The sequence below is a fragment of the Cellulosimicrobium funkei genome (genome assembly GCF_004519295.1).
GTDB lineage: Bacteria > Actinomycetota > Actinomycetes > Actinomycetales > Cellulomonadaceae > Cellulosimicrobium > Cellulosimicrobium funkei.
Genome location: NZ_SOZH01000001.1, coordinates 91,847 through 104,399, shown reverse-complemented (window position 1 = coordinate 104,399; position 12,553 = coordinate 91,847). Strand labels below are relative to the sequence as shown.

The 12,553-nt window shown below is 71.7% G+C and carries 9 protein-coding genes; 6 read left to right on the top strand and 3 right to left on the bottom strand.

Annotation, left to right across the window (positions count from 1 at the left end):
- Nucleotides 1-14: 14 nt before the first annotated feature.
- The 6 genes from murJ (at nt 15) to E1O70_RS00455 (ending at nt 8,043) form a co-directional block, all read left to right on the top strand.
- A complete protein-coding gene (murJ, locus tag E1O70_RS00480) occupies nt 15-1,730 on the top strand; it encodes a murein biosynthesis integral membrane protein MurJ (RefSeq protein WP_061268305.1) in 1,716 nt (571 codons plus the stop codon).
- Nucleotides 1,731-1,837: 107 nt separating this feature from the next.
- Nucleotides 1,838-3,688 (top strand): protein kinase family protein, encoded by a 1,851-nt coding sequence (locus E1O70_RS00475; protein ID WP_240696551.1) that lies wholly within the window; start codon nt 1,838-1,840, stop codon nt 3,686-3,688.
- Nucleotides 3,689-4,039: 351 nt separating this feature from the next.
- Nucleotides 4,040-5,068 (top strand): thioredoxin-disulfide reductase, encoded by a 1,029-nt coding sequence (gene trxB, locus E1O70_RS00470; RefSeq protein ID WP_061268284.1) that lies wholly within the window; start codon nt 4,040-4,042, stop codon nt 5,066-5,068.
- Between the two features lie 39 nt (nt 5,069-5,107).
- A complete protein-coding gene (gene trxA, locus E1O70_RS00465) occupies nt 5,108-5,440 on the top strand; it encodes a thioredoxin (RefSeq protein WP_021479912.1) in 333 nt (110 codons plus the stop codon).
- 241 nt (nt 5,441-5,681) lie between these two features.
- Nucleotides 5,682-6,917, top strand: coding sequence for an aminotransferase-like domain-containing protein (locus E1O70_RS00460; RefSeq protein ID WP_108051338.1), 1,236 nt, complete (start codon nt 5,682-5,684; stop codon nt 6,915-6,917).
- A 205-nt stretch (nt 6,918-7,122) separates the two neighbouring features.
- Nucleotides 7,123-8,043, top strand: a complete 921-nt coding sequence (locus E1O70_RS00455; protein ID WP_061268304.1) for a D-alanine--D-alanine ligase family protein — start codon at nt 7,123-7,125, stop codon at nt 8,041-8,043.
- Nucleotides 8,044-9,295: 1,252 nt separating this feature from the next.
- Here E1O70_RS00455 and E1O70_RS19745 read toward each other — a convergent pair.
- The 3 genes from E1O70_RS19745 to E1O70_RS00445 all read right to left on the bottom strand — a co-directional run bounded on the left by E1O70_RS19745 (nt 9,296) and on the right by E1O70_RS00445 (nt 12,523).
- A complete protein-coding gene (locus tag E1O70_RS19745; protein ID WP_157464309.1) occupies nt 9,296-9,463 on the bottom strand; it encodes a hypothetical protein in 168 nt (55 codons plus the stop codon).
- Between the two features lie 571 nt (nt 9,464-10,034).
- Nucleotides 10,035-11,432, bottom strand: a complete 1,398-nt coding sequence (locus E1O70_RS00450) for a ParB/RepB/Spo0J family partition protein (protein WP_061268282.1) — start codon at nt 11,430-11,432, stop codon at nt 10,035-10,037.
- Nucleotides 11,429-12,523: a ParA family protein gene (locus E1O70_RS00445; RefSeq protein WP_128957741.1), complete on the bottom strand. Its 1,095-nt coding sequence runs from the start codon at nt 12,521-12,523 to the stop codon at nt 11,429-11,431. The genes E1O70_RS00450 and E1O70_RS00445 overlap by 4 nt, the downstream gene beginning before the upstream one ends.
- Nucleotides 12,524-12,553 lie beyond the last annotated feature (30 nt).

Below are 12,553 nucleotides of genomic sequence, written 5' to 3'. Positions count from 1 at the left end.
GGTCGTCGGCGCTCATGGCGTCCGGCACCTTCGTCTCACGCGGCCTGGGCCTCGTGCGCAACGTGCTGCTGGTCGCCGCGATCGGCACGACGGGCCTCGTGGCGGACGCGTTCGACGTCGCGAACAAGATCCCCAACGTCCTCTTCGCGATCCTCGCGGGCGGCGTGCTCAACGCCGTCCTCGTCCCGCAGATCGTGCGCGCCTACCGCGCGCGCAACACGCAGGAACGGCTCGACAAGCTGCTCACGCTCTCGGGCGTGATCCTGCTGGTGCTGTCCGCGCTGCTCACGGCCGGTTCGAGCATCCTCGTCGCGCTGTACACGGGGCCGGGCTGGACGGCGCCGCAGACGTCGCTCGCCGTCGCGTTCGCGTTCTGGTGCACGCCCCAGCTCTTCTTCTACGGCCTGTACACGCTGCTCGGGCAGGTCCTCAACGCGCGGGGGCAGTTCGGCCCGTTCATGTGGGCGCCCGTGCTCAACAACGTCGTGTCGATCGCCGGGTTCGCGGCGTTCATCGCGCTGTACGGCCCCGCGGCGACCGGGAACGTCGACGACCTCACGCAGTGGGACGGGACCAAGATCGCGCTCCTCGCAGGCACCGCGACGCTCGGCGTCGCCGCCCAGGCGCTCATCCTCGTCGTGCCGCTGTGGCGCGCGGGCTTCCGCTGGCACCTGCGGTTCGGCCTCCACGGCATCGGCCTGCGGTCCGCGGGCCAGGTGGCCCTGTGGACCTTCGCCGCCGTCCTCCTGGAGCAGGTCGGCGTCCTGTTCACGACGCGCTTCGCGAGCGAGGCGCCCCGTGCGGCGCTCGCGCAGACCTTCGGGGCCTACCGCGACGACCCCGGGACCCTGGGCGCCGTCACCGGGCTCGTGACGGGCGCCCCCGACGCCTTCTCGGACGCGCTCGCCGTCGCGGGCAACGCGGCCTACACGCAGGCGCTGATGATCTACCTCCTGCCGCACTCCCTCGTGACCGTCTCCATCGCGACGGCGCTGTTCACGGGCATGAGCGCGGCCGCCCACGCGGGCGACCTCGCGCGCGTGCGGCACGACCTCTCGCGCGGCGTCCGCACCGTGGGGGTGTTCACGGTGTTCGCGACGGCGGTCCTCGTCGTCCTCGCCCTGCCCGTCACCAAGCTGCTCGTGCCCTCGGTGGACGCCGCCTCGGGCGAGGCCGTGTCCATGGTGCTGCGCGCCATGGCGCTCGGGCTCGTGCCGCTCGGCGGCATGGTCCTCATGAAGTGGGTCTACTACGCGTTCGAGGACGGGCGCACGGTCTTCTGGATCCAGGTGCCGGGCACGCTCGTGCTCGTCGGCGTGTCGTGGCTCGGCACGCAGGTCCTCCCGCCCCAGCTGTGGGTCGTGGGCATCGGCCTGGCGATGAGCCTGTCCAACCTCGTGGCGGTCGGGCTGCGCACCGTCGGCCTGCGGCGCACCCTCCACGGGCTCGACGGTGCACGGATCCTCCGCCTGCACGTCAAGGCCGGCCTCGCCGCGCTCGTGAGCGCCGTCGCCGGGTGGGGCGTGCTGCGGGCCTTCGTCGTGCTCTCGGGCGACCCCGCCGACGGGATCTACGGGCTCTCGTGGTGGCAGTCGGTCGTCGTCGTGGCGGTCGGCGGCACCGTGATGGGCCTCGTCTACGCGGGCGGCCTCAAGCTCATGCGCGTGCGGGAGCTCGACCAGCTCGCGGGACCGCTCGTGGGACGCGTCAGACGCCTCGTCCGCCGGTGACGCGACACGTCTGACGTGCGGGTATCCGGTGATACGGGGGCAATCCGGGCCCGCGTACCATGGGGTCTCGACCACGAGTCCCACACGGAGGAGGTCCGGTGAACGGCGTGGCCCCAGGAACGTTGCTCGTCGCGCGCTACCGGCTCGACGAGCAGCTCGCGTCCGACCTGTCGGACGTCACGGCATGGTCGGCCCACGACCAGATCCTCGACCGACCGGTGCGGCTCTCGGTCGTCACCGGCACGCACGTCGCCGAGGCGCTCGACTCCGCACGACGCGCGGCGCTCGTCGTCGACCCGCGCCTCACGCGGGTGCTCGACGTCGGGTCCGAGGACGGCGTGGCGTACGTCGTGACCGAGCGCTACACGGGCATCACGCTGAGCGAGGTCGTCGCCGGCGGGATCGTGGACCCGCAGCAGGCGCGCGCCATCGTCGGCGAGGCTGCCGCGGCGCTCGAGGTCGCCCGGCGCCGCGGCGTCCACCATCTCGCGCTGCGCCCGGACGCGGTACGCGTCGACGGCAGCCGCGTGCTCGTGACGGGCCTCGGGCTCGACGCGGGCGTGGCGGGCCACGACCAGCACGACGCCGAGCAGACCTCGCGCGCGGACGCCGTCGGGCTCGTCGCGCTCCTCTACTACGCGATGACGGCCCGCTGGGCCGGGCCGTCCCTCGACGTCCCCTGGATCGCCGCGGACTCCATCCACCCGCTGCCCGCGCAGCGCGCGGGCGACAGCGTGCTCGCCCTCTCGGACGTCCGTCCCGACGTCCCCGCCGAGCTCGACGAGCTGTGCGCCGAGACCTTCGCCGGCACCCACGGCACCGCCGCGGAGTGGACCGCGACGCCCCTGGGAGAGGGCCCGCGCTCGCCCGCCGACGTCGTGGGTGCGGTCGAGCCCTGGGGCGAGGTCTCCGTCGTCGCGGCGCTGCCCGCGTTCGTGCAGCCCGCCGGCGGTGTGAGCCGCCAGTCGGTGCGGACGGCGTTCGACGGCGCGGCCAGCGCGCCGCCCGGGACGCCGCCGCCCGCGCCGCCCGTCCGCCGTCCGACGACCGGACGCATCCACCGTGTCGGCGCGGTGCCGGGGTCGGCCGGTGCGGGCGCGGGGGCTGCGTACGCCGCCGGGGCGGCGACCGGGGCCACCGCCGCCGTGCCGCCACCCACCGCCGAGGCGTACTCGGTCCCGCCGCCGCCCGTCGGCTACGACGCGGGCACCGTTCCCCTGCCGTACGACCCGGCGTCCCCGCCGCCCCCGCCCGCAGGATCCGACGCCGCGCAAGCGTGGAGCGAGCCCGTCCCGTCGCGGCGCGGGCCGCGACGGTTCAACGCGACCCCCATCGTCCTCGTGCTCGTGCTGGCCCTCGTCGTCGGCGGCGTCGTCTGGGCCGTCAACACGGCGTTCGACGGCTTCGGCCCCGCCGTGCAGACCAACGAGCCCACCGCGGGCGGGTCGGAGGCGCCGGCCGAGGGCGGTGAGGGCACCGGCTCCGCGGGCGAGGAGGCACCGCCCGCGCCCGAGGTCCGCCCGATGATCGCGTCCGGCACCGCGCTCGATCCCGAGGGCGACGCCGCCGGCAACAACGACGGCGAGCACCCTGAGCTGGCGTCGCTGGCCTACGACCAGCAGCCGGACACGACGTGGATCTCGCGGCGCTACAACGCGGCGGACTTCGCCGGGCTGCGCTCGGGGATCGGTTTCGCCGTCACCCTGGAGCAGAAGGCGCCCGTCTCGTCGATCGTCATCGACACCGCGACGAACGGCGGCAACGTCGAGATCCGTGCGACGAGCCCGGACACCCCCACCGAGGGCACGGTGCTCGCCTCCGGGCCGCTCTCCCCCGGTGCGACGTTCACGTTCGAGCAGCCGGTCGAGGCCGATTCCATCGTCCTGTGGTTCACCGAGCTGCCGCAGAACCCGGCCGGCGAGTACCGCGCGGAGATCAACGAGATCCTCGTCTCCTGACATCGTGGGGGGCCCGACGCCGGGTCCCCCACGGCCCGCGACGTTGCTTGCCCCTGTGCTCGTGCCAGCGGTGCGGTGCTCGGAGGACACGTGCGACGTCGCCGGCCGCCCGTCGCTCTGCCGACACGGGGCCGTGGAGCGCCCGCCCACGGCACCGTGTCGGCGGGCACGGCCGCGGGCCGGCGCCGGGACCATCGCCGCGGCGAGCCGGGTGCCGGTCGGTTCGCACCCACGGTGAGCCGAGCACCCGCCAGCCCGCGAACCCCCGTACCGTGGAACAGAAGCCGCCCCGGCGGCGTTCACACTCTCGCGTGGTCGGCCGCCACGCACCGAGCATCCGAGGAGCAGCACGTGACCGAGCAGTCAGCCGTCCAGAACCTGATCATCGTCGGGTCCGGTCCCGCCGGGTACACCGCGGCGATCTACGCGGCGCGCGCGGGACTATCCCCGCTGGTGCTCGCGGGGTCGGTCACCGCCGGCGGTGCGCTGATGAACACGACCGAGGTCGAGAACTTCCCCGGTTTCCCCGACGGGATCATGGGCCCCGAGCTCATGGACCACATGCAGAAGCAGGCCGAGCGGTTCGGCGCGCGCATCGAGTCGGACGACGCCACGCTGCTCGACCTCGAGGGGCCGGTCAAGACCGTCGTGACGGGCAACGGCGACACCTACCGCGCCCGCGCCGTCATCCTCGCGACCGGGTCCGCCTACCGCGAGCTCGGCCTGGACGACGAGAAGCGCCTGTCCGGCCGCGGCGTGTCCTGGTGCGCGACGTGCGACGGCTTCTTCTTCCGCGACCAGCACATCGCGGTCGTCGGCGGGGGCGACTCGGCGATGGAGGAGGCCACATTCCTCACCCGGTTCGCCGAGAAGGTGACGCTGGTGCACCGTCGTGACGAGCTGCGGGCGTCGAAGATCATGGCCGACCGCGCGCTCAACGACCCGAAGATCGAGTTCGCCTGGAACAGCGAGGTCGCGGGGATCGAGGGCGACAAGAAGGTCGAGGGCGTGACGCTGCGCGACACCGTGACCGGCGAGGAGCGCGAGCTCCCCGCGACGGGACTGTTCGTCGCGATCGGCCACGAGCCCCGCACCGAGCTCGTCAAGGGTCAGATCGACCTGGACGACGAGGGCTACATCCAGGTCGTCGGGCGCACCACCGCGACCAACCTCGAGGGCGTGTTCGCGTGCGGCGACGCCGTCGACCACACCTACCGCCAGGCCATCACCGCCGCCGGCTCGGGGTGCTCCGCCGCCCTCGACGCGCAGCGCTACCTCACCGAGCTCGCGGACGCGGCGGGGCTCGCGGACCTCGCCGGCACCCCGCAGACGCCGAACCCCGACGAGCTGCCCGAGGCGCTCGCCGAGCTCCAGGCCTGACCCCGCACCGCAGCCACCGACGACCCCAGGAGGTTCACCATGTCGACCGTCCCCGTCACCGACGCCACCTTCCGCGCGGAGGTCCTCGAGTCCGACGTCCCCGTCCTCGTCGACTTCTGGGCGACCTGGTGCGGCCCGTGCCGCCAGGTCGCGCCGATCCTCGAGGAGCTCGCCGAGGAGTACGACGGCAAGATCAAGATCGCCAAGCTCGACACCGACGCGAACCCGGAGACGACCGCCGCCTACGGCATCGTGTCGATCCCGACGCTCAACGTCTACGTCGGCGGCGAGCTGCAGAAGTCGATCATCGGTGCGCGCCCCAAGCGTGCGCTCACAGAGGAGATCGACGCGGTCCTCGCCACGACCGTCTGAGCCGTCGCTTCCGCGACCGCTCGGCACTCGGAGCTCGGACCGGGAGCGACGTCGGACCATGCACGCCGGAGGGCGGGCCACCAGCACGGTGGTCCGCCCTCCGGCGTCTTCACGCGATCCCCCGATCCTCCGTGCCACACTGGGGATCGTGACTGGACCGACGACTCCCTCGCAGCAGCCCGCTCCCAGCGGCACCCGCCTCGACCCGTGGTTCGGTGCCTACGCAGAGCGAGCGCACGGGATGCGAGCGTCGGAGATCCGAGCGCTGTTCTCGGTCGCGAACCGGCCCGAGGTCGTGTCGCTCGCCGGCGGCATGCCGTACCTCGAAGGCCTCCCTCTCGACCAGATCGCCGACACCATGCAGCGCCTCGTCGCGACGCGCGGTGCCACGGCGCTGCAGTACGGCTCCGGCCAGGGCGACGAGACCCTGCGTGAGCGGATCCTCGACGTGGTGCGGATGGAAGGCATCGAGTGCCACCCCGACGACGTCGTCGTGACGACCGGCTCGCAGCAGGCGCTCGACCTCGTCACGCGGATCTTCGTCGACCCGGGCGACGTGGTCGTCGCGGAGGCGCCGAGCTACGTCGGGGCGCTGGGCGTGTTCCGGTCGTACCAGGCCGACGTCGTGCACGTGCCCCTCGACGAGCACGGGCTCGTCCCGGAGGCGCTGGAGGAGACGCTCGCGCGCCTCGCCGCCGACGGGCGTCGCGTCAAGCTGCTCTACACCGTCCCGAACTTCCACAACCCCGCCGGCGTGACCCTCACCGCCGAGCGCCGCCCGCGCATCCTCGAGATCGCGCAGCGGTACGGCGTCCTCGTCATCGAGGACAACCCCTACGGGCTCCTCGGCTTCGACGGCCAGACGCTCCCCGCGCTGCGGTCGCTCGACGAGGACGGCGTCCTCTACCTCGGGTCGTTCTCGAAGACCTTCGCCCCGGGATACCGCGTCGGCTGGGTCGTCGCACCGCACGCCGTCCGCGAGAAGCTCGTTCTCGCGAGCGAGTCCGCGATCCTGTGCCCGTCGAACGCGTCGCAGCTCGCCATCGCCGCCTATCTCGACACGTGCGACTGGAAGGGCCAGATCAAGCAGTTCCGCGAGCTCTACCGTGAGCGTCGCGACGCCATGATCGGCGCCCTCGCCGAGCACCTCCCCTCGGCGCGCTGGACGGTGCCCGACGGCGGCTTCTACACCTGGGTCCAGCTCCCCGACGGGCTCGACGCGCGGTCCATGCTCCCCCGCGCGGTCACCGCGCGCGTCGCCTACGTGCCCGGGACCGCGTTCTACGCCGACGGCACGGGCGCGAGCCACGTGCGCCTCTCCTACTGCTTCCCGACCCCGGAGCGGATCCGCGAGGGTGTCCGTCGCCTCGCGGGCGTCGTGAACGCCGAGCAGGAGCTCGTCGAGATCTTCGGCACCAACGCCGAGCTCGACCCCGACGTCACGGACGTCGAGAACCCCTCGCCGAACCTGGCCTGAAGCCCCTCACCACACGACGCCGCGGCCGCCCCACCGGGCGGCCGCGGCACCGAACAGGAGTCCGTCACCAGTGGACACGACCACGGGTAGCCCCACGACGAGCGGCGTAGCCGACAGCACGACCTCGACGGACGCGCAGCGCCCTGACCAGCACCTTCACCTTCTCCGGCCCGACGACGACGTCCCCCCGGGCGGGCATGTCGCCATCCTCGCCGGCGGCCTCTCGCACGAGCGCGACGTCTCGCTCCGCTCCGGGCGCCGTGTCGCCGAGAGCCTCCGCGCCGCCGGTCTCGAGGTGACCGTGCACGACGTCGACGCCGACCTCCTCCCCTTCCTCGAGTCCGCGCGACCCGACGTCGTCTGGCCGCTCCTCCACGGTGCCAGCGGAGAGGACGGTTCCATCCGCGACGTCCTCGAGCTCGTCGGCGTGCCCTACGTCGGAACCGGTCCGCGTGAGAGCCGTGCAGCCTGGAGCAAGCCCGTCGCGAAGAACGTCGTCCTCGGCGCCGGCCTGTGCACCCCGGAGTACGTCACCCTCCCCCAGAGCCTGTTCCGCGAGCTCGGCGCCCAGCCCGTGCTCGACGCGGTCGTCGCACGCCTCGGGCTGCCGCTCGTCGTGAAGCCGACGCACGGCGGGTCCGCGCTCGGCGTCACGCTCGTCGAGCGAGCCGACCAGCTTCCTCGCGCCATGGTCGACTGCTTCGCGTACGGAGAGGTCGCACTCATCGAGCAGGCCGTCCGCGGTGTCGAGCTGGCCGTGAGCGTCGTCGACCTGGGCCGCGGTCCGGAGGCCCTGCCGCCGGTCGAGATCGTGACGACGGGTCCGTACGACTTCGACGCACGCTACAACCCCGGCCGCACCGAGTACTTCGCACCGGCGCGGCTCGACGACGACGTCCTCGGCGTCGTCCGCGAGGTCGCCGTTCGAGCCCACTCCGCGCTCGGTCTCCGCGACCTCTCCCGGACGGACGTCATCCTCGACGCTGACGGGGTCGTGCAGTTCCTCGAGGTCAACGTCGCGCCGGGGATGACCGAGACGTCCCTCCTCCCCCAGGCGGCACGCGCTGCCGGACTCGATCTCGGGCACCTCTACCGGTCTCTCGTCAACGCGCACGCGCGGCACTGATCCCTCCTCCGCCTGGCTGACCGGCGTCGCTCTTTCACGTGAAACGGCGGCGCCGTTCGTTTTCGGCCCACTCCGGGGGGTTCGTTCTCGGCCCACTCCGGTGGCACTGGTGAGCGAGAGACACGGCGATGCCATGGTCTGCCGCGACGGAGTTGGCGGTGTGGTGGCCTGACGGGATAGCACCGACTGATGCGACCCATTCCGACCGTGGCGCGGATGCTCGTTCCCGGCCCGACCCACGTTCCCGTCATGATCTCGAACGGTGCACCTTCGCGCCCCACCCACAGGGTGGCTCAGGATCGCCGACAGGAGCGTCGTTTCACGTGAAACACGCCTGATGGGACCGGCCGACTTCGCGCGGGGCCACTCTCCGGGCGAACGGCCCCGCGTCGTGAACGCGCAGTCCCCGGCCGGCGTCCCGGGTCCGCGCCCATGGACTGGGCGACGCACGGCGTCGCGCTCGCGAAGCGCGTAGACGCACCCGTGCTGACTCATTCTCCGAAGGCGGAGAGCTTTCCCACCCACGCGACGCGCACGGTGCAGCAGAGCCACGGAGGCGAAGGTCTCGGGTGGACGGGGGTTCGCCCGTACCGATGTGTGATGGCACTGCCCGCCCACGACTGCCGCGGGGCCAGGATGGTCGCGAGGGGGAACAGCGAGCCTCACGCGGCGGGCGTCCCGAACGGCACTCCTGACCTCCCCTGTATCCAGGTCCACTCCTGGTGGTCCTGGCGGCGCATCACGGGAGCCCCTCCCCTCCCCCGGTGCCGGGCTGTAGCCTCCAAAGCCCCGCCGACGCGTCGCGCACCCGAGCGCTTCACATGCGGAGTCCGACGGCGCATTGCGGGCGAGTGCGTGGCGTCCGGCACAGCCGCGTCGGGCGCTGCCACGACCTTCCGATGTTCCACGTGAAACAGCCGGTCACGGCGCGTGAGCGAAAGACGCCGCGTTGTCAGGCCCCTCCGCGTACGGGCCCACCGCTACACCGCTGTGTGCGCACAACGGGACTCCACCGGACCGTCAACCGGCACCCGAGGTCGGCCGGCGGTGCACGGCAACGGCATCGAAACGCTGTGGCCACGAACCCGCGAGGGACAGCTCTGCGGCCCATCGTCGAAGGCCCGCCCCGCTCGACGGCCATCCCGCTCTCAGAGAATCCGCATCGTGTCGGGGTGCTCGGCCTCTGCCACAGGGAACAGCCGACGCGCCGCCCCGCACATCGACCCGGGGGCGGGGTGACAGAGTGGCGACGTCACATGGGCGCCTTGATCTGCCCAGCGCTTCCGGGCACCGTCGGCCTCTCCCCCTCCGCGAGCGTCTCTGAGCGGAGAGCGCCGGGGACCTCCGCTGCCTCGACGGTGGACTGGCGCTGCACGCGCATGAGGAGGTCGGCGTCAACCGTCTGCTCGCTTGCCGTCATGTAACTCACTGACCAAGGGCCACGTCGTCCCTGACGTGTTCCACGTGAAACACGGCGCGACAACGCCATGCTCCCTGCGGAGGGCCCTGGCCTGCCGTTTCACGTGAAACACCCGCCCTTCCCTCCGGGGAGCGATCATCGCAGTCGGGTGCGCGCAGTGCTCGAATGGCGTAGGCGAAAGCCGCTCATCGCGACGCGGCCCTCCTCGGCAGCGAGGCGGTCCAGCACTCGCCGAAGAACCTCGTGCTCCAGACGGCGGTCTTCCTCCTACCTGTCTCGAGGCGGGCCTGCGGCAGATGCACAGCTCCCACACCACGCACCATGGGCACAGCGCGTTGTGGCGACCGGCCGACACAGGGGTTGCTGGTCATGCGACTCAGACGCGTGCCGGTGAGGCCGGCCAGGCGTCTCTCCGTAAGAATGCGGAGGAGACGAGGTGCGGTCCGTCCTCCAGACAGGCCAGCGGGGCGGGAGCACTCGCCGTATGGCGTGCGCACCCGCCCCGCTGGGTGATCCCGCGAGCCGACGCTGGTCGCCGCAGATGCGCCGACAACACCGGCACGAGCGTCGTCTACTTCCGCAACAGACCCGGGTCGTCGGGCGCCATGACATCGAGGATGCGGTTGAGGTCCTCGACGGAGGCAAACTCCACAGTGAGACGGCCCTTGTTCTTGCCGAGGTCGACCTTGACCCGCGTCTCAAAGCGGTCGGACAACCGATGTGCGAGCTCGTCGATCGCCGCGGAACGCTGTCCCGCCCGTGGAGTTCTCGGCGCGCGACGCTCGCCGTCAAGACCGCCCATCGCGACGATCTCCTCCGTCGCCCTCACGGAGAGCCCTTCGGCGACGATGCGCTGCGCCAGACGCTCGATCTCCGCACCGTCCGTGAGCCCCAGGAGCGCGCGGGCGTGTCCTGCCGAGAGCACTCCGGCAGCGACCCGACGCTGTACCAGCGGCGGCAGGCGCAGCAGGCGCAGGGTGTTCGAGATCTGCGGACGGCTTCGCGAGATGCGGTCCGCCAGCTCCTCGTGGGTGCAGCCGAAATCGTCCAGAAGCTGCCGGTACGCGGCCGCCTCTTCGAGGGGATTGAGAGCACTGCGGTGCAGGTTCTCCAGGAGCGCGTCGCGCAGCAGGTCGGCATCGTCGGTCTCACGGACGATGGCCGGGATGACATCAAGACCCGCTGCCTGCGTCGCCCGCCAGCGGCGTTCGCCCATGATCAGCTCGTACGCGGCGGACTCCCCTGGCACCGGGCGCACGACGATCGGCTGGAGCACGCCGATCTCACGGATGGAACCGATGAGCTCGTCGAGCTCGCCCTCGTCGAAGACGGTCCGCGGCTGCCGCGGGTTGGGCCGGATGGACGAGGTCGGGAGCTCGGCGAACCGCGCGCCCGGAACGGGCACAAGGTCGTCGGCGGCCCCGCCTGTCCACTCCTCCACGCTGGCCGATTCCGCAGGTGAAGGGCCACCGGACTCCGTTGCGGAGATCTGCTCCGTGCCCGTCTTCGGGCTGGAGTCCGACGTCGTTTCACGTGAAACCGCGGCCGTCGTCGCCGAGTCAGTCGTCGCCAAATCGGTCGTCGCCGAGTTGATCGTCGCTCGGTCTGTCTTCGCCTGGTCTGTCGTCGACGAGCCGCGAGTCGGCGCGGAGTTCGCGCTCGAGTGGGCGGTGTCCCCTGCCGCCACAGCGTCCAACTCAGCGAGGTCCGCGTCCGAGAGCGACGTGAGCGACGCGAGGTCAGCGGGCCCGGCGTCGGCGTCCGCCACCAGGGTCGTCACACTCGTTGTGGCTGCGTCCTCCCCGGCCTGCTGGTCGACAGAACTCTCTGCAGCGTCGCTCGTCTCGTGGTGCTTCGCCTCGTCCGTGGAGGGGCTCGGGAAGAAGACGTCGACGGGCCGCCTGCCCTCGGAGCTCGTCGGGATCAGGGCACCTAGTCCTCGACCGAGCCCTCGGCGCTTCTCGCTCATCGCTGTTCCTCCTGCCGCAGGCCGGGACCACCGATGGTGCCGGCGAACTCATGATCGTGGTGAGACGTGGAACCGGTGTGTGCTGATGCTGGAGGGTCCTGGGGTGGCGGCGATTCGGCGTTGCGCTGAAGGCCCTCGCTGCTCCCCTCGTCGCTACGGTTCTCCGCGCGTTGCGTGAGTTCGCGGGCCGCTTCGAGGTACGCGAGGGCCCCCGTCGACCCTGGGTCGTAGGTCATGACCGTCTGCCCATGGCTCGGGGCCTCCGAGATCCGCACGGATCGCGGGACCGTCGTGCGCAGCGTCTGCTCCGGGAAGTGCTCGCGGACTTCGCTGGCGACCTGCTGCGCAAGGTTCGTCCTGCCGTCGTACATGGTGAGCAGGATCGTCGAGACATGGAGCCCGGGGTTGAGGTGCGCCTTGATCAGCTCGATCGTCTTGAGGAGCTGGCTCAAGCCTTCCAGGGCGTAGTACTCGCACTGGATCGGGATGAGCACTTCCCGACCGACCACGAAGGCATTCACCGTCAGGAGGCCAAGGCTCGGGGGGCAGTCCACCAGGACGTAGTCGATGGGTTCGAGCCCTTCACGCTCACGCTGGGCGAGATACTCGTCGAGCGCACGACGAAGCCGTGTTTCACGTGAAACGAGCGACACGAGCTCGATCTCCGCACCCGAGAGATCGATGGTCGCCGGGACGCACCAGAGCGTGGGGATGTCGGGACACTGCTGCACCGCGCTCGCCAACGGGTCACCATCGACGAGAACCTCGTAGACCGACGGCGTCCCTGCACGATGCTCGACGCCGAGAGCGGTCGACGCATTGCCCTGGGGATCGTTGTCGATCACCAGGACGTTGAGCCCGGCCATCGCCAGCCCGGCGGCAAGGTTCACTGTCGTCGTGGTCTTCCCGACGCCGCCCTTCTGGTTCGCGACGGTGATGATCCGGGTCGTCACCGGTCGAGGGAAGCGTCGCCCGTGAAGGTCGATCCGACGGCGGGCGTCCTCCGCGAGCTGGGCCGCCAGCGGCGTCGACTCGTCGGCGACGGGAAGACTCGCCATCAGCGCTGCCCGGCGGTCGTCCTCGGTTCCCATGCTCCGTGCGCCCTCCCCGTCGTGGGAGAG

What these genes read in the sequence shown, in the direction of transcription:
- E1O70_RS19745 (WP_157464309.1), bottom strand. Translation starts at nt 9,463, where the DNA reads ATGACGGCAAGCGAGCAGACGGTTGACGCCGACCTCCTCATGCGCGTG.
- trxA (WP_021479912.1), top strand. Translation starts at nt 5,108, where the DNA reads ATGTCGACCGTCCCCGTCACCGACGCCACCTTCCGCGCGGAGGTCCTC.
- E1O70_RS00460 (WP_108051338.1), top strand. Translation starts at nt 5,682, where the DNA reads ATGCGAGCGTCGGAGATCCGAGCGCTGTTCTCGGTCGCGAACCGGCCC.
- E1O70_RS00450 (WP_061268282.1), bottom strand. Translation starts at nt 11,432, where the DNA reads ATGAGCGAGAAGCGCCGAGGGCTCGGTCGAGGACTAGGTGCCCTGATC.
- murJ (WP_061268305.1), top strand. Translation starts at nt 15, where the DNA reads ATGGCGTCCGGCACCTTCGTCTCACGCGGCCTGGGCCTCGTGCGCAAC.
- E1O70_RS00445 (WP_128957741.1), bottom strand. Translation starts at nt 12,523, where the DNA reads ATGGGAACCGAGGACGACCGCCGGGCAGCGCTGATGGCGAGTCTTCCC.